The sequence below is a fragment of the Shewanella carassii genome (assembly GCF_002777975.1).
Classification (GTDB): Bacteria; Pseudomonadota; Gammaproteobacteria; order Enterobacterales; family Shewanellaceae; genus Shewanella; species Shewanella carassii.
This window is the reverse complement of sequence record NZ_NGVS01000013.1, coordinates 65,084-87,764: the sequence shown is the minus strand read 5'-3', so window position 1 is coordinate 87,764 and position 22,681 is coordinate 65,084. Positions and strand designations below refer to the sequence as shown.

Sequence of the window (22,681 nt, the reverse complement as noted above, 5' to 3'; positions counted from 1 at the left end):
CTAGCAAAGCTGAGGTCCGCCTTATATCTCTCATGTGTGAAAAACCACAAATCTGTAAGCTTTTTTAGGCGCCATATGACGTTTCGTGTCATATTTATTGACTCAAACGCTTCAAAAAATACAGATAAGAATCGGACAAAAACATGGTTAGAACTCTCTTACTGGTGTTGTGTTTATCCCTCTCCTGGCAATCCTTTGCATCTGAACCTGAACCGCTCGCCACCGAGCAGCTCACTTTGATGCAGCAAACCATAAAACAAAATATTCAACAGCTTCGCAGCGCCAAGGGCGAACTCAAGGCGGTAACGGAGTTTAGGATCAAGGCGCTGACTCTGGCGCAAAGAAATAAGCTCAAAGAGAGCATTGATGCCATTGGCGACAAGAATGCAGACCCTCAGGCCCTGATGAGCGTTCTGCCGCACCTGGAGGCGCAGCGACAACTGTTGCAGCAAATGGTGCAATATCTCGACAAGGAGATAGTGGCGCTGCAGGGCAAACTCGGCAAAGGGGAAGATCAACAGCTGATGCTTGAGATCTCCCGCCGCAGCCTGGAAAAGGATGAAATTCAAAAAGGCTTGCTGGAACTGCTCAATTGGTCTGAACAACTGGGGCAGGATGTCAGCCAGGCGAAAGACTCTCTCAAACAACATCTTATCGTCAGAGCCGAGTTGTTGGAGAGCCTGGTGAGCTACAACCAGCAGCAGTTGGGGGTTCAAATGGCCGAAAATGCTTTGGCGGGCAAAGATGTCAGCAGCGAGCAGAACAAGGCCTTGACCCTGCTGAAAGAGCGGCTAGAAAATAACAGCAGCAGCCTGAGCGCTGTAATTGGCATGCTGGATAAACTGGATGTGGATACCAGCGATCTGAAAAAGACCCTGTTTGCCATCTCCGGGGATATCACTCAGGACGTCCTCAATATCGATGTCGTCTCCAGCCTGGCCGGACAATGGCTCGATATCGCTAAGGCGCAGCTGATTGAAGGCGGGCCGGATATGCTGTTCAAGATATTTATCTTCTTGTTTATCCTGCTACTTACCGGCTTGCTGGCCAAACTGACCAAGCGAATCGTTGCCAAGGCGGTCAGTAACTCCAAGCTCAAGTTCAGCAAGCTGCTGCAAGATTTCTTCACCTCGCTTTCGGGCAAGGTCATCTTTACTTTGGGCTTGTTGATCGCCTTGTCACAGCTGGGGTTCGAACTCGGGCCTCTACTGGCCGGTTTCGGTATTGCCGGGGTGATTATCGGTTTTGCGCTGCAAGATACCCTATCCAACTTCGCCTCAGGGATGATGATCCTCATCTATCGCCCCTTCGATGTGGGAGATCTGATCAATGCCGCCGGGGTCACTGGCCGAGTCAGCCATATGAGCCTGGTTTCTACCACCATCAAGACCCTAGATAACCAACGACTGATTGTTCCCAACAACAAAATTTGGGGCGATACCATTAACAATATCACCGCCGAGCATCACAGACGGGTAGATATGACCTTCGGCATCAGTTACAGCGACAATATCGAAAAAGCCGAAGCCGTGCTGGAGCAACTGGTGCAAGAGCATCCCAAGGTACTGAAACACCCTGAGCCCACGGTTAAACTGCACCTATTGGGTGAATCCTCGGTGGACTTTGTAGTGCGCCCTTGGGTCAGGCCGGAAGATTATTGGGAAGTTTACTGGGACATTACCCGGGCGGTGAAGATGCGCTTCGACGAGGAAGGGATCAGCATTCCATTCCCGCAGCGGGATGTACACTTCTACCGCGGTTAAACCGGTGCGGCAGTATCCAACACCACAAAGGGCGCTGATGCGCCCTTTGTCATTGCCGAGTTAAAGCCCTATCACTTCACCCTGTTCATCGATATCGATATGCAAATAGCCGGGGTTCAAGCCCAGCCCAGGCATGGTCATCACCTTGCCCACCAAGGCGGTGACAAAACCGGCTCCGGCATTGAGCCTAAGCTCGGTGATTGGCAGAGTGAAACCGCTTGGCGCCCCCTTGAGTTTGGGATCGTGACTGATAGACATTGGCGTCTTGGCCATACACACAGGCAGCTTGTCTGCGCCAAGGCGCTGGATCTCGGCCAGTTGCTCACGGGCCTTGGCCGACAACTCAACTCCTGCTGCACCATAACCAAGCTCGGCCAGAGTCGCCAAGCTGGCCTCGAGTCCAAGCGAAGGGTCATAGAGAGGCTTGAAACCACGGCCCTTGCCTATGGCCGCCAATACCGACTCGGCCAGCGCCTTGGCGCCATCGGCACCTAGAGCGAAGGCCTCGCTGAGTTCGCAAGCATCGGCGCCCTCAGTCAGACAGGCTTGTCTCAGCCACTCAAGCTCCTGCTCGGTATCTTCGGGGAAGCGATTGATGGCCACCACCACAGGAGTACCATAGCGACGCACATTGGCCAAGTGCCAGGCCAGATTGGCAAAGCCCTGCTCCAGAGCCTGCCGGTCAGGCCGACTGACAGCCTCACCCTTGAGTCCGGCATTACTCTTAAGCGCTCTCAAGGTCGCCACCAAGACGGTGCAATCAGGCCGACGTCCGGAAACCGGCGCCTTGATATTACAAAACTTTTCAAAGCCCATATCCGAACCAAAACCGCCTTCAGTGACCACATAGTCGCTGAGTTTCAGCGCCATCTCATCGGCAATGACAGAGGAGTTGCCGTGGGCGATATTGGCAAAGGGTCCTGTGTGGATAAGACAAGGGGCACCATTGAGAGTCTGCATCAGTGTCGGCTCCAATGCCTGACGCAAGATGGCGCACATGGCACCGGCAACCCCGAGCCGTTCGGCGGTAATCGCCTGTCCAGCGGTATCGAGTGCCAGCAACACCTGGCCGACACGGCGACGCATATCGTTAATATCACGACTCAGGGCCAAAATGGCCATCAGCTCTGAGGCGGCGGTGATATCAAAGCTCGATTCATGCTCCGGGCCATTATTCTCTCCCAGCCCTATCTGAATCTGTCGCAGGCTGCGATCATTGTGATCCATCACCCTGTGCCAAAAGATCTTTTCCGGATCGATATTGAGCGCATCCAAACCACTGCGACGGCTGAACTCTACCGCCCCGAGACGCTGCTCGTGATGCAGCCGGGCATCCAGCGCGGCGGCGGCCAGGTTGTGAGCGCTGGTAATGGCATGAATATCTCCGGTGAGGTGCAGATTCAGCTCTTCCATCGGCACCACCTGAGCATAACCGCCTCCTGCGGCTCCCCCTTTGACGCCAAAGACAGGCCCCATACTGGGCTGACGCAAACAGGCGCAGACCTTGTGTTCGAGCGCATGCAAGGCCTGGGTCAAGCCTATGCTGGTCACCGTCTTACCTTCACCATGGGGGGTAGGTGTTATTGCAGTCACCAGAATCAACTTGCCGGGCAAGTAATCATCGACCCGTTTGAGCAAACTCAGCGGGATTTTTGCCTTGTGGTCGCCGTAACAGCTGAATTCTCCAGGCCGCAGTCCCAGCTCGGTAGCAATATGCTCAATGGGACGCCTCGGCGTCATCCTAGAGATCTCTATGTCCTTCAACATTCAGTAAAACTCCCGCAGGGGCCAAAGCTAATCGTTCAAAAGACCCGCATACTAGGGTATTCCCGCCTCAAGCAAAAGCCCGAAAAAACGTCATTCAGTATTACCTTAATCTGAGTCAAAAAAACTTAACTGAAAATGGTTGAAAAACAGTTTCCAAGCGGAAGGAAAATGGCGAGCGCCAGAGAGGCCATTAAGACAGAGGCCCAGGTGCAAAACCTAGGCCCCCTTATGGCTCAGAGTAGTGAGACCTCGCCGCAAAGATGCGGCCTGCGCCCCTTCTGATCCCTGAGTTCAAACTTATAACCCTGCTCTAGGGTCTGAGCACAGAAACAGACACTGGCCGGCATAAACAGCGGCAGCTTGAATGCCACATCGATGACACAGGGCTTATTGCCCAGCTCCGGCATCAGCTGAGCCACGCAGCGGGCCTTGGACCACATGCCATGGGCCAACACCCGGTCGAAACCAAAACGCTTGGAAAGCAAGGGGTGCAGATGGATCAGGTTATAGTCGCCCGAGGCTCTGGCATAACGCCGACCCAGGTCGTCACCCAACTCCCAGACGCTGGGGTTTTCCCATTGAATATCCCCGGCCTTGGGAGGCCTGGCTCTGCGCCCGGGCTTATCTATACGGTACAGGTAAGTAGACAAGGATTCCCACACCAACTCTCCGGCCACAGTCACTCTGGAGATAAGGTCAAACTCGAGTCCGGAATCTGTCTCACGACTATCAGTGAGACGGCAATCGATATCGAAACACTCATCGACAGTAACACTGCGAAACTGACTGATACGGTTACGCAGGTGGATCATTCCCAGCAGAGGAAAAGTGATGGCATCATGAGTAAAGATCACCGCGTGCAACCTGAAGGCCATCACATACAAGTAAGTAGGCGGCAAAGTTTTACCATCAAACTCGAAGCCACACACCTGAGCGTAATCGGCCACCTTGCCGGACTCCAGGGTTACATTGGTGGTATTAACACTGATACGAGGTAAAGGCTGGTTGTCCCAGCCAGGCTTTCGCCCGAAAAAAATCTTGCGATACAGCGAAAACAACGAAGGCATCGTTCGCAGTTCGACACTGAATTTCATAACCAAAAAGCCCACCTTGAGTATTCCAAGCCGAACATTATACCTCATCCCCGCGATTTGCGGAGCTATCTATGATTTTGCCAACGGTCAGCCACCCGTTATCTGGGACTAATGCCAAGAACCACGGCTTGTGAGACACTATATGTCTTCGAGTCTTTTAGAACATCCAAAAGTGCAAGATCAGAACTTTGACAAGCTGGCGCAGAAGTTCGCCAACAATATCTATGGAACCCCCAAAGGACAGATTAGAGCCGCGGTACTCTGGCGCGATCTGCAAGAGCACCTCCCCTACTTTGCCGGCCGAAAACTCAGAGTATTAGATGCCGGCGGCGGTTTTGGCTTTTTCAGCCAGAAGCTGGCAGCCATGGGGCATGAAGTCGTACTTTGCGACATCTCCTCGGCCATGTTGGAACAAGCCAAAGAACAGATGGCCGCCTCGTCCGAGCCCTTGGATATTCAACTGCTGCACTGCGCCATTCAGGAGCTGAACGTAACGGAACTGGGCCAGTTCGACCTTATCCTCTGCCATGCGGTTGCCGAATGGTTGCATGATGCCAAGGGTACGCTGGCGGGCTTGCTGTCACTCTTGAAAGATGACGGCCTGTTTTCACTGATGTTTTTCAATAAGGAAGCGATGCGCTTTCACGCCTTGGTGTCTGGCAATCTCGACTATGTGGCTGCCGATCTGCAGACCCGCAAAAAAGTCCGCCTCAGCCCGAAACATCCGCTGCAAATAGCCGATGTACAAGCTTGGTTTAACGAGTGGCAACTGGAGTTGAGGTGTGAATCCGGGGTAAGAGTCATCCATGACTATCTTAAAAAGAGCCTGCCGGAAAATTTCGACTTCCAGCAACTGCTGGAGATGGAACTGAAATACTCACGCCAGCAGCCCTATCTTTCTCTGGGCCGCTACGTGCATTTCATTGCTCACAAGGCATCCGGGCCGAACAGCTCGATTGAGGGTTGATCTTTGCCATCCACTATCTGAGCCAGATAACGATTCTCTTCCGGCACCAGCTGCGCTAGGCGTTCGGGATCCATGTGCTTGAGCAAGACCTTGCCACTGTTGGGGTGAAACATCACCTTACGCGGCCAAGGGCCGCCCAAATCCTCCGCCTGCACTGGGATCTGCTCGAGTTCGAGATAACGCAGTACAAAATCTATGTTGGACTGGCCGACATTCAGCACACTGCTTTGGCCCATTCTGGCGCCGCCGAATACTTTGGCCTGTAATCTGTGTCGCTGACCACCGACACAGAGTATGGCATTGATCAACTGCTCCATGGCCCAGTTGCCGTAGCGGCAGCTGTAGCTGGTCAGTCGGTGCCAATCTTCGTGAAGTTTGCGCTCGGGTAACAGAAAATGATTCAGGCCACCTATGCCGAGTACGGGGTCCCAGATACAAGCCGCCACACAAGACCCCAAGCGGGTAAAAATGTACTCATCGGCACCTGTAATATAAAAATCGCCGGGATCGACCCTGGCAACCACCTTGCCAAAACGTTGATCCCACTGACGAACTGTTCCTTCAAACCCCTTGTACGCATCGCTAATGCCTTGCATCTCAACTCCCTGTGTCCAAGCACAGCAAGTATAGACCTCAGCGCCTCAGTTTGCCTCGCCGGACGGTACATCACAGCTTTGCTGCCAGCAGTTACGACTGTTGACACCAGCTTTATGCAAATACTCGAGTAGGCTCCTTTTACCGGCCAGATGCCCGGCACCGACGGCCACAAATAGTGGCGCCTGATTGGAAGCCATCAGACTCAACAGGCGCTCGGCCATGCCTTGGTTACGTTGCCATAGCAGTTTTTCCAGCAATACGTCTTCACCTTCGCTGGACAGCTGATGCAACATCAACTCTGCCAACGCTTTTTCATTACCGCTGCGCCAAGCCGTGATCAGCGCCTGGATCTCCCTATCTTCACCGCGAATGCTCTCCCGCACCATACTCCACTGGTGCTCCAGCGCCAGCGAGTCCAGCAGTGCCAACTGCATTTCTGTACTTTCCAGCTCCAGCACGGGTCTGCCACCGACCCCATCCAACAGATACTGTTCCACACCCAGGCTGGGTTGATAACCCAGCTCCACGAAGCGCTGCATACTGATTTGCACCGACTGCAACCAGGGGGACATCATAGCCAATTGCTGGCACAAAGGCTTGCCGCCACAGTAGCCCTGCAGCAGCGTCTGAGTTTCTTCATCAGGTGTTGCGGCCTTCAAGCCATACTTCTGCAGCAATTGCTGCGCCGCAGGATCGCAGACATCGGCTTCCAGCACCAGAGCACCGGCATTGTGATAGGCCTGCTCTATCTGATTTGGCAGTGGGTAGAAGTCGGCCTTGCCAACATGTACTGAGCCCATGATAAAGGCCGTCTTGCCAGCGAACTCCAGTTGGTAGAAAGGCGGCTTGTCACCATCTCTTGCTTGAGCAATACCACTTAAAAACAAGCCACATCCGAAGAAGAACCACAGCACTCGACTTGTTGCGCGCATCCCTGTTCCTTATAATTTCAGCCAAAGTTCATCAGTTAGAGGCTGTTATGCCATATACCAAGGTCATTGAGCAACTGAAAGCCAATCTGCAGACCGCTTACCGCCAGGCTGTCGATGCCGATAATCGTCTGGATCAGCTGCAACAGGCCGGCCATGGGAAGTTTTCTGCCGTATTCACCCAAGATCAAGGCTTTACCACATGCAGCAATCGCTTCCTCCCTTATGTACAGGAGTTGGCACAGGCGGTAGCGGATCTTGAAGCCGAAACGGCGCCCACCCCGGAACAGTTGGAGGCATTGCTGCCGAAACTGGCAGTCTTACTGCAGACGCTGCAAAAATTTAAACAGCAGAGTAAGTAGCAAGAGTTCAAACAGCAAAATCACTGCGTTAAGCCGGGCCAAGCCCGGCTTTGTCATCTTAGTGTCACTTGCAACACCTAGACTCTATCCGATTTGGGCCTGGTGAGGTATTGCAGTTTGGTGGCCATAGACAGGATTGCTGAGCTTAGAAGAGTGTTGGATAAAGAGGATATCACCGCTCTGTTTCAGCCGATTATCAACATAGACAGCAACAGTATTCATGGCTTTGAAGCCCTAAGCCGCGGCCCTATCGGCAGCAGCGTTCATTCTCCATTTCATCTGTTCAGTACCGCCGAACGACTGGGGCGCCTCTCCGAGCTGGAGACCTTGTGCCGCCGGGTCTCCATAGCCCAATTCCAGCAAAGACAACTGCCGGGCAAGCTGTTTATCAATATCTCCCCCAAGGCACTGCTGGATCCCAGTCATCCCAAGGGGCAAACACTCAAACTCTTGCAACAGTTCGGCATAGCGCCATCCAATGTGGTCATAGAGCTGTCGGAACAATACCCGGCCGATGACATAGATCAGCTCAAAGCTTGTCTGGATCACTATCGCAATCAAGGGTTTCTGACCGCACTCGACGACCTTGGCGCCGGCTACTCAGGCTTGCGCCTCTGGTCAGAACTCTCCCCCGACTATGTCAAAATTGATCGCCACTTTATCCATCAGATAGATAAGTTTCCGGTTAAACAGGAGTTTGTCCGCTCCATCATAGAACTGTGCCAGAGCCTGACCTGTAAAGTCATCGCCGAGGGCATAGAGACAGAAGCCGAGCTGACGATACTGCGCCAGCTCGGGATCACCTATTGTCAGGGCTTTTTGCTTGGCAGACCCGAGGCGCTGCCGGATAGGCAACTGCAGACCCGCTATCTCGCCATTCGTCAGCAGGAACAACCGAGATACAACGAGGCGGCAGAGAGCCTGTGCCATCAGGCGCAAACCTGCGGCTCTGATACCGAACTCAAGCAGTTGAGCGAACGCTTTCTCTCCCAGCCGGAACTTCAGTGCATAGTAGTTCTGGAGCAGAAGCATCCCTTGGGGCTGGTCTATCGCCATCGATTAATGGAGCTGTTTTCCCGGCCCTATGGCCGCGCCCTTCATGAGCACCAAGCGGCCACAGAACTCATGGACAAAGATGTGCTTATGGTCGATGCGGCCACGCCGCTGTCGCGGGTGAGTCAAAAGCTCACCGCCAAGCCTGGCTCCGAAATAGCACAGGAATTCATTATTCTGCGTCAGGGTGACTTCATCGGTCTGGGCCATACCCGCGAGCTGCTGCAACGCATCACTGAACACAGAATACAGACGGCGCGCCACGCCAACCCATTGACTGAATTGCCCGGGAATGTGCCCATTCAGGAAGAGCTGCAACGGCTACGGAAACTACGACAGCACTTCTATCTGGCCTATTTTGATCTATGCCATTTCAAACCCTATAACGACATCTATGGCTTCAGTCGCGGTGATGAGGTGATAAGGGCCGTCGGCAACCTGCTCAGACAATACGGCAAGGCGCAATTTATCGGCCACGTGGGTGGAGATGATTTCGTAATGATAGGCACAGAGCCGCAACTGCAAGGGGTTTGCCTGCAAATATTGACAGAGTTTGAACGGGGCAAAAGGCAGTTTTTCAGTGACGAGCATTGGCAAAGACAACACTTGTTTACCCAGGACCGACAAGGGCTGGAATGCCGTCAACCGCTACTGCGCCTCAGCGTTGGAATACTGCCACCGCCATTGAGCCTGAACGCCAACGAACATGAATTGTCCCGCCTGTGTGCACTGGCAAAAAAACAGGCCAAGCACAGCACCCGAGGGCTGTGCTTGCTGGAAATGCCCAGGACGGCTTAGAGTTTGGGCTTGAGTGTTTTCTGGAACCAATCTTTCAGCATTCGCTGTTCATAGCGAAAGCTATCGCTGTTAATTCTGTCCACATGGTCAAGAAACTGCATATCAGTCAGCTTTTCATCGCCAGCCATGACCACCTGATCGCCTTCCAGCAAGCGATAACTGAAGCTGATCTTGGGCGGGTAAACGTTCTTGACTACACGTATATCGTTAACGGTCGCACCAAAGGTAGGCCGTACATCGCCGGCCAAATCCACATCTGTGACTGTCAGTTCCAACTTTTGGTTGTCTTTTAGAGATGAGGAAACGTCTTTATCCAGAGACTGGGTCAAGGTATCGAACAGACGCTGTTCGTAACGGGATTGCAGCTCGCTGGCAGACTTGATATCCCGAAAATCTTTGGGTGACTGCCACTCAATTTTGACCTTACCCGACTCGGTAACCGGGTTTTCATCGACCTTGTCGGCCGCCAGCGCCGAGCCAGAGGTCAGGGCTGCTGCAAGTAACAGATATCTGATTTTCATATCAGCCTCCTTTGGGAGCGAATGTTAGTATGCATTTGGTTCAAACTCAGAGTATAAAATTTAACCTGAATCCGGGCTTAACGCAAAACTAATATGCGAACATCATCCTGTTATAAGTGATTATTTTATTTTGTTATTTTTCATAGACACCCGCAAAAATGCGTTAACCTGAGTATCAATTTGTAGCAGCCCCAACAAGCTTTAACACAAGGCTGCTTGAGTCAGGCCCAAGGAAGTAATCTAATAGCAGTGCTAAAAAAACCAGTCACAACAGGAGCGCCAGTGAAATTCTCGCCGTCTTTGCTGATTACCTTGGGACTATTTACCGCCCTGGGAATTGTTCTCGTCGCCATCAATCAGGATGCCAAACCCAAGGGGCCGGAAACCTGGAGCGCCTTCATTTATACCCATGGCTTCGATTCGGGGCGTTATATCAAAGAGGACGATTTTGGCGACTATGCCAGCTGTAAGGCGTTTGCCATCGAGAAGTCCCAGGCCGCGGAGGGGGCACCTTGGGAGTGTGGCAGCTACTGCCGCTTCGACTCCCGCCGTCAGGGCTTTCAGTGTGAACAGATGCGCAACGACTAAGCCTGCTTAGAAAGGGAAACGGGCGCTGAGCTTGGGGTAAAGCTTGCGCAGTGCCTTGGGTTGATCGTTGAAACGCTTACCCTTGGGCTGACTCAGCCCCGAAGGCACAAAAGGCAACTCTTTGCCGGTACGGGTCTCGTATAGCTGGCCGGCCAGCAGATCTATCTCCTCAACAAAAGGATAGGCGTAACCATTCAGCTGCGGCCAAACATCCAGCTCTCCCAGCGAATCCGGTGCATTGCAGGCCGCCTGATAACGCTCCTTACCCAGAGTCACCAGGAAATTGCGAAACTCGGCAAAGCCATAATCTGAATCGACTCCGGCGATGATGTAAGCTGCTCCCCAGAGATCCCAGCTATAACTCAGCCTGAGCTGCCGGGCAAAGTGCTTATCAAACTCGGCCAGATCATCATCGCTCAAGTCTTGCAATTTTTCGGTCAAACGTGCCTGGAGTTCCTGTTGGTCCTGTTCGGGATAGTCGCGGCTGACCAGCTCCCAAAACTGCTCTTCTGTCATTGAGTGTTATCCTGCCAAAAATGTCGGCGGTTATTTTACCGCAAATAGTGGCCAAAATCCGACTGGACTCCCCCCTGGGCTTTCCATAGACTTAGGCCAATTTCTCACAGGAGTCATTTATGTCCAACTCAAGACCAATACCCCTAGTAATACTTGGTATCCTCTACCTGGTACTGGCCGTAGTTGCACTGTGGCGTACAATCAATACAGGCGCCCTGGACCTGTTTACCCTAGGGGTGATCCCGGTTTTGATCGGCATGATCCTACGCACATCCTGGTCATTGTGGGCCCTACGCATCTATCTCTTTATTCAGACTCTGGGACTACTGGCATTCGCCACTACGGCTCTGATAGCGCTGCAGATAACACCTGAAGATGTCAAACTGGAACTGGCTGGGCGAAATATCCCCTTGTTGCCGCTGGCGGCTGTGTTGTTGGCCTTGCTGGCATTCCAGTATTGGGTGGCTTTTTCGGCCAAGACCAAACGCTTTTTGCAGCAGGAAAAGTCTAGCTAGATGGCACCGATGACAATAAATCAGCGACCGGCTCACAATCTTGTGTCTTTTTAGTTAAAAAATAGTAGATAAAGCCCAATAACCCCGCTGAAATGCCTTTTCAAGCCAAAAACCTTATGGCATGTTAGACGGGCAATAACAAACTTATCGACGGAAAGAAGAGACGCTCCAGATGAACAAAACTGAACTTATCGCTAAAATGGCAGAACACGCCAACCTGTCCAAGGCCGAAGCTGCCCGCGCCCTCAAGTCGTTCGAAGTAGCAGTGACCGATGCCATGAAAGAAGGAACTAAAATCTCCATCGTAGGCTTTGGCTCTTTCGAAACTTCAACCCGTGCCGCCCGTACAGGTCGTAACCCGCAAACCGGTAAAGAGATCCAGATCCCTGCCGCTACGATTCCCAAGTTCAAGGCTGGCAAATCACTGCGTGACAGCGTCAACTAAACCGCTTTTCACGGATGAAAGCGCCTCATATTGAGGCGTTTTTTATTGCCTGCGGTTTCCCATTCTCGACTGCACAAAAGCAGTGCAGCCCGCCCCAGCAGAATGCAACACTTTATTAACCAGTCTTGCAATCAAAATCTAACTATTTGTATTTAATGTTCATTTAAACTTGGCATGGGATTCGCTCATTCCGCACAGACAATAACGAGTATCTGCACCGGTCAAGCTTGCCCGGCTCCAGAACCCAAACCATCGAGGGGATGAGAATGAAACACACCAAGTTTTCACTGTCAGTTATTGCGGGTCTGTTGTTGCTGGCCGGCGAAGCCCAGGCCGCTGTATCGGGGAATATAGGTGCCGCCTCCAACTATCTGTGGCGCGGCACCACCCAGACGAATGACTCTGTCGCCGTTCAAGGCGGTATAGACTATAGCCACGACTCGGGTTTTTACCTGGGAACCTGGGCCTCCAATGTCGACTTTGGTGACGATACCAGTTACGAGCTCGATTTTTACGGTGGTTACTCCGGCACCCTAGGCGAAGACTTTGGCTATGACATCAGCTATCTCTACTATGGCTACCCGGATGCCGAAGGCGATATCGACTTTGGTGAGCTGGCGCTGACTCTCAGCTGGAAGTGGTTTGAGTTGGCTTATGCCAAGGTGGTTAATGCCGGTGATGACGTGGCCGCTGCGCCACTGGATAACAAGGATTTGAGCTATATCCACGCCGGGTTCAGCTATCCCATCACGGAAACCGTGACGCTGACAGCACACTATGGTTATTCAGACGGTGATGTGGTGCAGAGCTGGTTCGGGGTTTCCGACTACGCCGACTACCATTTGGCCATCAGCAAGGAAACCGGCATAGGCTCAGTCTCCTTTATGGTGGCCGATACGGATCTGCCGGACGACGATGCCAAGATAGTGCTCAGCTATGTCTATGAGTTCGAATTCTAAGGATGGGAAAGCCCGAGGCGCAATCAGGCGATGACTGGACGATTGCGTTTACGGGCGGCAACCATTTTTTCGATATGCTCCACTATCGGCTCGGCCACCTTGATACCCGTGGTCAGCTCTATACCTTCGATACCGGGAGCCGAATTGACCTCAAGCACTAAGGCGCCGCGCTCGGAGCGAAGAATATCCACCCCGGCCACGGCCAACCCCATCGCCTTGACTGCATCAATGGCGGTCTTGCGTTCCTGAGGGGTAATCTTGATCTTCTCGGCGCTACCACCCAAATGCAGATTGGAACGAAAATCTCCCTCAGGCCCCTGACGCTTCATGGCCGCAACCACCTTGTCACCCACCACGAAGCAGCGGATATCACTGCCGTTGGCTTCTTTGATATATTCCTGCACCAGAATGTTAGCCTTAAGCCCCAGAAAGGCTTCTATCACGCTCTCGGCGGCCTTTTTGGTTTCGGCCAGCACCACGCCGATTCCCTGGGTGCCCTCCAAAAGCTTAATCACCAGCGGCGCCCCACCCACCATGGCGATGAGATCCGGAATATCATCCGGCTTGCTGGCAAAGCCAGTGACCGGCATACCCACCCCTTTGCGAGAGAGCAACTGCAGTGCCCGCAGCTTATCCCTTGAGCGGGCTATGGAGATAGAGTCATTGGCGGCGTATACCCCCATCATCTCGAACTGGCGTACCAGGGCACAGCCGTAAAAAGTCACACTGGCATGGATCCTCGGGATAATGGCATCAAAACCGGCAAGCTCTTCACCTTCTAGATGAATACTGGGCTGCACCGAATTGATATTCATATAACAGTTAAGCGGATTGATCACCCGGGCCTGATGGCCGCGCCCTTCACAAGCTTCCACCAGCCTGCGGGTAGAATAAAGCTCTGGAAATTGAGAGAGAATACCGATTTTCATGTTTGAGAGATCCGCCAAAGAGTTATGGCCCAGCAAAAGAGGTGGCATCTTTGACTATCCCTTACCAATAGGCAAGCAAAATCAAACATCCCCCTCGGTCAGCAAAGGTAAAATTTGCTGCACCTCAAAGTCCTCGGGCCGAATCGGCCGACAATAGAGGTATCCCTGCAGCAGATTGCAACCCCGCTCACGACAAAACTGCGCCTGCGCTTCGGTTTCTATGCCCTCGGCCACCGACACCACGTTAAAACCGTTGGCGAAGTTAATCAAGGCCGATAACAAACGTTTACCGCGTTCATCCTGCTCAACCGAGGCCACAAAACTCTTGTCGATTTTCAGTACATTGATAGGAAAATATTTGATGTGCTCAAGGGACGAAAAGCCGGTGCCAAAGTCATCCAGTGACAACACCACACCAAGAGAGGCAATCCGCTCCAACACCTTGGCCAGCTCCAAAGGCTCCTCAATCAGGGCATTTTCGGTGAGTTCCAGCTCCAGCTGCGTTGCCGGCAGTCCGGTCTGCTGCAACACCCTGACAATGGTCTGATACAGGGTTTCACGAATGATCTGCGATGGCGACAGGTTGACCGCCACAGATAACTGCTTCCCCCTGGGGGCCAGCATCGCAAGCCACTTAACCGTTTGCGCGCAGGCCTGTGCCAACACCCACTCGCCTATCTCATCTATCAGGCCTATCTCTTCGGCTATCGGCAGGAAACTGTCTGGCGCCAGCAGGCCATCTTCCGGATGTTGCCAGCGCAGCAAGGCCTCCATACCCAACAACTCGCCGGTAATCGCATCAAATTTGCCCTGATAAAAGACCCTGAACTCATCCCGCTCCAGCGCGGTTCTCAGGCCCATTTCGATACGATTGCGAAACCTCACCTCCCTGGCCAACTCTTCGGAATAAAACTGGATCTGATTACGGCCCATTTTTTTAGCGCGATACATGGCAATATCGGCACACTTGAGCAGCTCAGAGCTATCGCAAACCAAGTCGCTATATACCGCTATACCGATGCTGGCACCGATAAGCACCTCATGCTCTCCAAGCGGAAAAGGCTCTTCAAAGGCCTGTTGCAGCCTGTTGGCCACGACCATAGGGAAGTATCGATTCTCGGACTCTGTCACCAGCACCACAAATTCATCACCGCCGAGGCGGGCAATGAGATCTCCTTCCCTGAGCGCCGCGCTGAGACGGTTGGCCACTTCCACCAGTAAGACATCTCCCACCTGGTGCCCTAAGGTGTCGTTGATACCCTTGAAATCATCCAGATCCAAGAGGATCACCGCCAGCATGTCCTGATGACGCTTGACCTGACTCAAGGTGCGATTCAAACAGAGTTCAAAACCGTAGCGATTGACCAGCTTGGTCAGGGAATCATGTTCGGCCAGTTCTTTGAGTTTCTCGTGGCTTTGGCGCAGTGCCAACGCCATCGAGGCCCGCTGTTTAGCGTTGCGAATTGCGCGGGTCAAGCGACTGGTATTCACTTCATCCTTGAGCAGAAAATCCTGCGCTCCAAGTTCGATACAGCGCTGGGCCAGCTTGTCGTCCTCATAACGGGAGATCATCACTACCGCGGTCTGCTCCCCGGCAGATTCATTGAGGCGGCTCAAAACCTCCAGGCCATTGGCATCGGGCAACATATAGTCGAGCAGTATGCCGTCGAAACGCTGCTGACAGGCAAACTCCAAGCCCCTCTGGGCGCAGTTGGCCTCCATCACCTTGAATGCCAGGGAAGATTGATCCAAGGCGCGGATGATAGCGGCTCTGTCTATCTCATCATCATCGATCAACAGCAGATTCATGCGTTCCATCCCTCAGGATTGCGGCAATTCGACAATACGCCAATAGCTTTCCAGCATATTGAAAATATTGAAAAAACCGTCATTTATCTCATGTTTGACCATATAGCCGGCCACATGATGCTTATAAGCCTCGACCTTGTCTTCATCGGCGCTTGAGGTAGTCAGCACAAAGACCACGGAGAGAGACAACACAGGGTCATTGCGAATATGGCTGAGAAACTCCAGGCCATTCATCCTTGGCATATTAAGATCCAGCAGGATCAGATAGGGATGGCGCACCCGACCATCATTCAGCATCTCCAAGGCCTCCAAACCATCTTTGGCTCGAACTAAGGGGTTGAGCAGCCTGAGCTGCTGCATCGCCCGCTGCACCGCCATGTAATCGACATCATCGTCGTCGACCAACAGAATAGTGACTTCCTTATATCCGGCAGTTCGACTCATGACTCCTCCTTGAAGTGCACCGGCCAAGTAAAGCAAAAGCTGCAACCACGCCCTTCCGATTTCACCCAGATCTTGCCGCCCATATTTTCCACCGACTTTTTCACCAAAGAGAGCCCCAGGCCACTGCCCTCGACCTCATCTCTAGGCTTAAGCGTTTGGAATATGGCGAAAATTTTATGATGGAACTTGGCCGCTATCCCAGGGCCGTCATCGGTAACACAGAAACAATAATAGTCGCCCTGGCGCTCGACGCTGACACTGAGCACCCCCTCACCCTTATCGTGATGTTTGATGGCGTTGCTGAACAGATTTCGAAATACCAACTCTAGCGGCACCCTGGCCGTGGTTAGCATAGGCATCTCAGACAGGATGACCAGCTTGAACCCGGTTGGCGGCGCCACCAGGCTGAAGGTATCCTGCAGCAACTGTTTGCTGTCCACTTCCGTCAACTCGGTATCCACCCTGCCTATGCGCGAGAAGGTCAACAAGCCATCCAGCAGCAGAACCATCCGCTGGACCCGACTCTTGATCAGTCGCAGATACTTTTGCACCTGTTCACTGCTGTTATCGCTGAGATCTTCTGCTAGCCACTCGGATAACTGCTCTATGCCTCGCAGCGGCGACTTTAGGTCGTGAGAAGCGATATAGGCAAAGCTGTCCAGCTCACGGTTGATTTTCTCCAGCTCCTCCGTGTGACGGGCTTTTTCGGCTTCAATCCGTTTGCGATCCGAGACATCATTGATGGTGGCCAGAATCGACTGACCATTGGTGAAATGGATTGGGGTCAACCCCACTTCGACCGCCACCAATGAACCATCTTTGGCGCGGCCAAACAGATCATCACGCTGGGACATGTTCTTGGCAATTGGCTGCTGCAGGTAGCCCCCCATGTGTTGATTGTGCGACTTATGCAGGCTCTCCGGCAGCAGTATGTTCACGCTGCGGCCCAGCAGCTCATCCCGAGCATAACCGAACAGTTGCTCTGTATGAGCGTTTACCAGAGTGATGAGCCCATGACCGTCGACCATGATCAGCGCCGACGGCGAGGCCTCAATAACCAAACGGAAGCGTTTTTCATTGGCCAGGATCTCATTGGCCAGCAAGCCTTCCTGGTATCTGGCCCTGGCGTTACTGAGCAGAAAATAGAGCAACGCCATGATAAATAGCACGCCTATGCCCAACATCAATTTGCTTTGCAATTTCTCGGTTTCGGTGACAAAACTCTTGTCGGCACCGATTTGCAGCAGCCATTGATGACCGCCGACCTTGAGCGGCAGTACTTGGTTATAGAGTTTGGTAGTCAGTCCTTGCGATTCAGTGCTGTACAGCAGTGAAGTGTCTGAGGGGCTATCACCATCGAAGATCGCTAGATTCAGGCTGGGAAACTTGTCGGCCAAAATGCCCTGCATCAGATTGTTCATTCGAAAGGCGGCATAGACCACGCCCTTGGCGGCCTTGGGGCCGGCGGCAGATTCATCATAAAGCGCCAGATACATCAAGAAACCGGCCTGAATATCTTGCTGGGTTTCCTGTACTAGGGTGATTTTGCCGGATATTGCCGCCTCCCCGGTGTTGATGGCTCTGTCTATCGCTTCTCGGCGAGTCGGCTCGGAATACATGTCATAACCAAATGCCCGCCGGTTACGCCAATCGAAGGGTTCCAGATAGATAATGGCCTGGTAAGTCTCACGCTCGCCCGTTGGGTATATTCGATACTCCTCAAAACCTTCAGCACGGATGGCGGCCTCATGAGCCGCCAATTGTTCCGAGGGCACAATAACGCTGTAACCTATCCCCTGGATCCCGGGATAAAAGCTCTCCATCTTGGCGTTGGTCACATACTCGTGCCACTCCTCACGGGTCACGCCGTCGGATGCCATAAACAGGCCCACGCCGCCCCGCAGCACCTGTTCATAGGTCAACAGACGATCTCTTATGGCATCTTTGACCAGCATGGCCTGATACTCAAAACGCTCACGTCCGCGCTGCTCCGCATATTGATTGAACAGGTACCAACCCAGGCAAGTAAAAAGGAGTGCAACCAGGATAATCACCCAAACCGAGGCCGGAGTGGAAAAGCCGAAGCGTTTTACAGAGGTGGATGATGCGGTGAGACGATCGTCCTGGATCATAAACAGCCGAGTCCTTAGCCAATTAAGCGAATGCTATGAGGTTAATTCTGGTCGGGTTCATGAAAAAAACAAGTCAAAAACAGCACAAAAGCCCCAAGATTTAGGTTCTTGGAAAATATGTTCAAAATGCTGTCTCGATCTCATATCCCTCAGAACCTCAATGCTAGATTTCAATTTAACCAAAACTAATATTGATTAGAGGGACGGAAAGAATCATTTGCTTTGTTAGACAAAAATTTTTGCTTTTCAGCCAATGCTTTTTTGGCTAGAAAATCCTTGGATAAACCGTGAGGAATTCGTGATGGCCCATATTGTTGAACTCGTGCCCAACGATGCTGAAATTGAAGCGATGACCACCCCAAAAAACCGCCAGGCCGAGAAGGCGCTGCAACATAAACGCCAGATAAAACGCCGTTTGGAGGATTATCTGGAACGCCTGGAACTCAGACGAGCCATGGGGCTCGATGATGACGATATGTTTTAGCCTTCAGAAATAGGAGGATGTCAGCAACATCCTCCTTACCCTTGCCGTCCCCGTAAAGACTGGGTTTGAATAAGCAGGGCCTCGGCCTTGGCACCCAACCAGACGTATAGTCCCAAGGCCACCAACAAGCCAACCACCGCCAACATCATCAAAATCGCTCCCTGAATATATTCCACCTGTCCGAGTGATGCCTTGAACATGGTCAGCAAGGCCTCAATAGAGATGGCGATCAATATGGTGGAAACAAAGCGGGTAATGGTGCGCCGGGTGGAACTGTGGCGGAAGATGTCTTTGTGCATCAACACCTCCTCTTCCAGTATGGTCTTGCCGAGATCGAATATCGCCAACGCCAGGGTGATATAGATGATGATCCCGAACGGCTTGAGCGAGTCATGAGCCAGTTGCGGCCCCTGCACCAACAAGTGCCAGATATCCCTGGCCGAAATCAGCACTAATACCCCGACTATAATGAATAGCCCTGTCACCAGAGTGAGATAAACTGCCTTGAACAGCGGCGTCACCTTGCGCCTTAAACTGTCGCCCATCATAAACTCAATCAGCCGGGTCAGATTGATATCTACCACCACAAAGCCACGACTGGCATCCAAACGGCTCACGCCCAGGGACGCCGATAAGCATAACTGCCCGGACGCATTGGAAAGATAAGGCGAAGTTATCTGTACCCCGCTCTTGTCGCTGGTATTGAGAAAATAGGGGCGCTGGCTGCGATCCGGATGTTCCCCCACGGTCAGCAGTTTGATCTTTTGCTGGATAAGCGCCAGGTTAGGACTCACCTGCTGGCCATTCTCATCGAGCAAATACATCAACTCCACAAAGGGATAGCAGACCGCTACTTCGGAAAATACCTTGATAGCCTTTCCGGTATCCTCAAAGAGCTGGGCATCGGCCATTCCGGTCAGAATCGACTGTAACAGTTCATCGATTAGCGGCTGATACTCATGAAAACGCTCAATCACACTCAAGTAACTCATGTTTGCCATAACGGCTCCTGAAATTCCTGCCATCTATCTCAGGTAAGCAGTTTGAATGCCAAGAATGCAAAACCATAAATATCAAATAATTACTGAATTCCAGGCTAGCCAGACATGCTCAATAATCAAACAGTTGCACCAAGATCTGGCAAGGATAAATTCTGTTGCCAGATAGCGCGTTATCCAAGATGATAATCGTTAATAACCTGTGTCTTCCGAGGAGACCATTGATGCCAGACACAAGTGCTTATAAAGAGGATCTGCGGCGCCTCTCGGATGAACTGATCCGGTTGCAAAAACCGATAAAAATCCTCGATGCCATCAAGTGGCCAAGAGAGATAGAGGCCCGATTTCTCGAGAATAACGGCAAGCAATTACCCGCGATAGACGCCGAGTTTTACCAGCGTCTGCCGCTGCCTTTTGACCCGGATAAGACCCGCCAAGAGTTAACTGAATTGCGTCTGCAGACCCGCAAGCGTCTGGGAAGATACGACAAGCTGGGCAAGATATTGATAGCCAATATCGAGCAATATCTTCAGGTTATCGACATGCTGCAACACCGCGGCAAGGCCGACTTCGGTGAATTCAGCCGTCGCCTCTACGGCAGCGCCAACCATAAGCTCCACGGCGACAGACACAATCTCAGGCAGCTCGGCGATCGTTTGAGTTATATCTTCTCGCTGCCGGCAGCGCTGCGCAGCAATCGTCATCACCCCAAAGAAATCGCCGCACCGGAGGCGGTGGATATACTCGGCCGCCGCCTGAAAGATTACTTTCACAGTGACGATATTCGGGTGCGCTTAAGTGACGGCATAGTCTCGGATGCCGCCGTGGGCGGCGATACGGTCAAACTCAATAGCAAGGCGCTATTCAGCCAATCGGATCTCGATGTTTATGAGGTCCATGAGGGCTGGGTACATGTGGGCACCACCCTCAATGGCCGGGCTCAACCCTGGGCCACCTGGCTCAGCGTCGGTTCTCCCAGGGTAGCTGCAGCCCAGGAAGGGCTGGCCGTATTGATGGAAACCATCACCCTGAGCTCCAACCCAGGGCGGGCCAGGCGTATCAGCGACAGGATCACCGCGGTCGATATGGCCGAGCAAGGTGCCGACTTTATTGAAGTATTTAACTATTTCTGCGGTCAGAATCTCAGTAAGCGAGATAGTTACCGGGTCACTCAGCGGGTATTTCGCGGTGGCATGGTGCAAGGTGGCAGCTATTTCACCAAGGATATCTCCTATGTGCGCGGCTATGTGGAAAACATTAACTTTATCCGCTCCGCCATCACCGCCGGGATCCCGGAGATTATCCCTATGCTGTTTGTCGGCAAGCTGGCTATTGAGGATATCCCGGTGCTTTATCAGGCCCACAGGGAGGGGCTTATTGCCGCCCCCAAGTATCTGCCGCCCATGTTCGATAACTTCAGTGGCCTCTATGCCTGGTTTGGTTTCGCCTCCGGGATGGCCGGAATAGATCTCAAGGGGGTGCAGCGTCACTTCAGTCATCTATTCAAACAGTTACCCAACGCCGAACCCATGTTCGAGTTACTGGAAGACACTGAGTTTGACAGCAACGCCGACTGATAAAAAACAGGGCAACTTAAGTTGCCCTGTTTTGGGTTCTAAACCAATCACTATTTTTGCAACTCAGCCTGACGCTGCTTGATAAAGTATTCCCGAGTCAAAGTAAAGACCACTGGGCTGAGCAGCGCCAGAGCTATCAAGTTGGGGATCGCCATCATGGCATTCAGGGTATCGGCCACCAGCCAGATAAAGTCCAAAGACGCCATGGCGCCCACAGGCACCATCAGAGTCCAGACCAGGCGAAACGGCACTATGGCCTTGGTACCCAATAGATACTGCACACATTTTTCACTGTAAAAGCTCCAGCCGAGAATGGTGGTAAAGGCAAAAATCGCCAGTGCCACGGCCACTATGTACTGCCCTATGGGCAAGGCATGGCTGAAAGCGTAGGAGGTCAAGGCTGCGCCGGTTTCCCCCGAGGTCCAGGCGCCGGAAACGATAATCGCCAAACCTGTGATGGAGCAGACCACTATGGTATCGATAAAGGTCCCCAACATGGCCACCAGTCCTTGAGCCACAGGGTTATTGGTCTGGGCAGCCGCATGGGCAATCGGCGCACTGCCAAGACCGGCCTCATTGGAAAACACCCCTCGGGCCACCCCGAAACGTATGGCGGCCCACACGGCCGCCCCGGCGAAACCGCCCTGGGCCGCCACTGGGTTGAAGGCGCTCTCGAATACCAGCTCCAGCGCCGCCGGGATTTGATCGAAATAGACCACAATCACAGCCAAGCCTGAGGTAATATAAAACACAGTCATCAGGGGAACCAACTTACCGGCAACGTCGGCAATCCGCTTGATGCCGCCCATCAGGACGGCCCCCACCAGGATCATCATCGCCAGGCCGGTTGCCCAGACTGGAACACCAAAGTTGCTGTCCAAGGCATCGGCCACCGAGTTGGCCTGCACTGTGTTGCCGATACCAAAACCGGCAAAACCACCAAATAAAGCGAATAGCGTTCCCAACCAGGCCCATTTCGGGCCGAGACCATTCTTGATGTAGTACATGGGGCCACCTATGTGGTTGCCGCTGTCATCGACCTCGCGATACTTGACCGCCAGCACGGCTTCAGAGAACTTGGTGGCCATTCCCACCAGCGCGGTGCACCACATCCAGAACAGTGCCCCCGGGCCGCCAAGAAATATTGCCGTCGCCACTCCGGCGATATTCCCTGTGCCTATGGTGGCCGACAGTGACGTCATCAGCGCATTGAAGGGGCTGATCTCCCCTTTCATATTGGTGTCTTTATCCGGGATCCGCCCGGACCAGAGTAAACGGAAGCCTCTCCCCAGCTTGAGAAGTTGCATAAAGCGCAAACCTATGGACAGAAACAGTCCTACCCCCAGGATCATCACCAGCATGGGCACCCCCCAAACCAGGCTGTTGAGCTGGCTAACCCACTCCATTATTGTTTCCATTCCAACCTCATATAGT

At 52.8% G+C, this 22,681-nt stretch carries 21 protein-coding genes and 1 pseudogene; 10 read left to right on the top strand and 12 right to left on the bottom strand.

The genetic code is table 11. The features are described 5' to 3' along the window. Positions 1–143: 143 nt before the first annotated feature. The gene (locus CBE72_RS07855) at positions 144–1,763 is read left to right on the top strand and encodes a mechanosensitive ion channel family protein (protein WP_100143068.1); all 1,620 of its coding nucleotides are present in this window, start codon (positions 144–146) and stop codon (positions 1,761–1,763) included. 60 nt (positions 1,764–1,823) lie between these two features. Here the strand turns inward: CBE72_RS07855 and CBE72_RS07850 are convergent, their stop codons facing one another. Then, a complete protein-coding gene (locus tag CBE72_RS07850) occupies positions 1,824–3,530 on the bottom strand; it encodes a formate--tetrahydrofolate ligase (protein ID WP_100143067.1) in 1,707 nt (568 codons plus the stop codon). A gap of 233 nt (positions 3,531–3,763) precedes the next feature. Then, positions 3,764–4,597, bottom strand: coding sequence for a MaoC/PaaZ C-terminal domain-containing protein (locus CBE72_RS07845; RefSeq protein ID WP_100143174.1), 834 nt, complete (start codon positions 4,595–4,597; stop codon positions 3,764–3,766). A gap of 199 nt (positions 4,598–4,796) precedes the next feature. Here CBE72_RS07845 and CBE72_RS07840 point away from each other — a divergent pair, with 199 nt between their 5' ends. Continuing rightward, a complete protein-coding gene (locus CBE72_RS07840) occupies positions 4,797–5,591 on the top strand; it encodes a methyltransferase domain-containing protein (protein ID WP_100143173.1) in 795 nt (264 codons plus the stop codon). Here the strand turns inward: CBE72_RS07840 and CBE72_RS07835 are convergent. After that, on the bottom strand, positions 5,552–6,187 hold the full coding sequence (locus tag CBE72_RS07835) for a chemotaxis protein CheD (protein WP_100143066.1): 636 nt from the start codon (positions 6,185–6,187) through the stop codon (positions 5,552–5,554). The genes CBE72_RS07840 and CBE72_RS07835 overlap by 40 nt on opposite strands. A 45-nt stretch (positions 6,188–6,232) precedes the next feature. After that, positions 6,233–7,120: a TraB/GumN family protein gene (locus tag CBE72_RS07830; RefSeq protein ID WP_100143065.1), complete on the bottom strand. Its 888-nt coding sequence runs from the start codon at positions 7,118–7,120 to the stop codon at positions 6,233–6,235. Between the two features lie 47 nt (positions 7,121–7,167). Between CBE72_RS07830 and CBE72_RS07825 the strand changes: the two genes are divergently transcribed. Further along, positions 7,168–7,479, top strand: coding sequence for a prephenate dehydrogenase (locus tag CBE72_RS07825; protein ID WP_100143064.1), 312 nt, complete (start codon positions 7,168–7,170; stop codon positions 7,477–7,479). Between the two features lie 117 nt (positions 7,480–7,596). After that, on the top strand, positions 7,597–9,330 hold the full coding sequence (locus CBE72_RS07820; protein WP_100143063.1) for a bifunctional diguanylate cyclase/phosphodiesterase: 1,734 nt from the start codon (positions 7,597–7,599) through the stop codon (positions 9,328–9,330). Here CBE72_RS07820 and CBE72_RS07815 read toward each other — a convergent pair. After that, positions 9,327–9,851 carry a DUF3016 domain-containing protein gene (locus tag CBE72_RS07815; protein ID WP_100143062.1) on the bottom strand — a complete coding sequence of 175 codons (525 nt, stop codon included), beginning with the start codon at positions 9,849–9,851 and terminating at the stop codon, positions 9,327–9,329. The two genes, CBE72_RS07820 and CBE72_RS07815, sit on opposite strands and share 4 nt — an antisense overlap. 282 nt (positions 9,852–10,133) lie before the next feature. Between CBE72_RS07815 and CBE72_RS07810 the strand changes: the two genes are divergently transcribed. Next, positions 10,134–10,439, top strand: a complete 306-nt coding sequence (locus tag CBE72_RS07810) for a hypothetical protein (RefSeq protein ID WP_025886856.1) — start codon at positions 10,134–10,136, stop codon at positions 10,437–10,439. Positions 10,440–10,445: 6 nt separating this feature from the next. On the opposite strand, the gene CBE72_RS07805 is transcribed toward CBE72_RS07810, so the two are convergent. Next, positions 10,446–10,955, bottom strand: coding sequence for a DUF4240 domain-containing protein (locus CBE72_RS07805; protein ID WP_100143061.1), 510 nt, complete (start codon positions 10,953–10,955; stop codon positions 10,446–10,448). Between the two features lie 119 nt (positions 10,956–11,074). On the opposite strand from CBE72_RS07805, the gene CBE72_RS07800 reads away from it, so the two are divergent. The 3 genes and pseudogenes from CBE72_RS07800 to CBE72_RS07790 all read left to right on the top strand — a co-directional run bounded on the left by CBE72_RS07800 (position 11,075) and on the right by CBE72_RS07790 (position 12,874). After that, on the top strand, positions 11,075–11,470 hold the full coding sequence (locus tag CBE72_RS07800; RefSeq protein WP_100143060.1) for a hypothetical protein: 396 nt from the start codon (positions 11,075–11,077) through the stop codon (positions 11,468–11,470). Positions 11,471–11,636: 166 nt separating this feature from the next. After that, positions 11,637–11,915, top strand: a pseudogene (locus tag CBE72_RS07795) (HU family DNA-binding protein); the annotation flags it as partial. Positions 11,916–12,181: 266 nt separating this feature from the next. Then, complete coding sequence (locus tag CBE72_RS07790; RefSeq protein ID WP_100143058.1) at positions 12,182–12,874, top strand: TorF family putative porin; 693 nt, start codon at positions 12,182–12,184, stop codon at positions 12,872–12,874. A 23-nt stretch (positions 12,875–12,897) separates the two neighbouring features. Here CBE72_RS07790 and rimK read toward each other — a convergent pair whose 3' ends face one another. From rimK to CBE72_RS07770, 4 genes are all read right to left on the bottom strand, one after another. Then, positions 12,898–13,803: a 30S ribosomal protein S6--L-glutamate ligase gene (gene rimK / locus CBE72_RS07785; RefSeq protein ID WP_100143172.1), complete on the bottom strand. Its 906-nt coding sequence runs from the start codon at positions 13,801–13,803 to the stop codon at positions 12,898–12,900. A gap of 81 nt (positions 13,804–13,884) precedes the next feature. Continuing rightward, a complete protein-coding gene (locus CBE72_RS07780) occupies positions 13,885–15,612 on the bottom strand; it encodes a putative bifunctional diguanylate cyclase/phosphodiesterase (protein WP_100143057.1) in 1,728 nt (575 codons plus the stop codon). A 12-nt stretch (positions 15,613–15,624) separates the two neighbouring features. Continuing rightward, positions 15,625–16,056 (bottom strand): response regulator, encoded by a 432-nt coding sequence (locus CBE72_RS07775; protein WP_100143056.1) that lies wholly within the window; start codon positions 16,054–16,056, stop codon positions 15,625–15,627. Then, positions 16,053–18,185 carry a CHASE domain-containing sensor histidine kinase gene (locus CBE72_RS07770; RefSeq protein ID WP_373289237.1) on the bottom strand — a complete coding sequence of 711 codons (2,133 nt, stop codon included), beginning with the start codon at positions 18,183–18,185 and terminating at the stop codon, positions 16,053–16,055. Before CBE72_RS07770 ends, CBE72_RS07775 begins: the two co-directional genes overlap by 4 nt. A gap of 304 nt (positions 18,186–18,489) precedes the next feature. Between CBE72_RS07770 and CBE72_RS07765 the strand changes: the two genes are divergently transcribed. Then, entirely contained in the window at positions 18,490–18,672 is a 183-nt protein-coding gene (locus tag CBE72_RS07765) for a PA3496 family putative envelope integrity protein (RefSeq protein ID WP_039034443.1), read from the top strand. Positions 18,673–18,707: 35 nt separating this feature from the next. Here the strand turns inward: CBE72_RS07765 and CBE72_RS07760 are convergent, their stop codons facing one another. After that, on the bottom strand, positions 18,708–19,673 hold the full coding sequence (locus CBE72_RS07760; protein WP_100143054.1) for a PDC sensor domain-containing protein: 966 nt from the start codon (positions 19,671–19,673) through the stop codon (positions 18,708–18,710). Positions 19,674–19,894: 221 nt separating this feature from the next. Between CBE72_RS07760 and CBE72_RS07755 the strand changes: the two genes are divergently transcribed. Continuing rightward, positions 19,895–21,247 (top strand): flavohemoglobin expression-modulating QEGLA motif protein, encoded by a 1,353-nt coding sequence (locus CBE72_RS07755; protein ID WP_100143053.1) that lies wholly within the window; start codon positions 19,895–19,897, stop codon positions 21,245–21,247. Positions 21,248–21,297: 50 nt separating this feature from the next. Here the strand turns inward: CBE72_RS07755 and CBE72_RS07750 are convergent, their stop codons facing one another. After that, positions 21,298–22,665: an alanine/glycine:cation symporter family protein gene (locus CBE72_RS07750; RefSeq protein ID WP_100143052.1), complete on the bottom strand. Its 1,368-nt coding sequence runs from the start codon at positions 22,663–22,665 to the stop codon at positions 21,298–21,300. Positions 22,666–22,681: the final 16 nt, after the last annotated feature.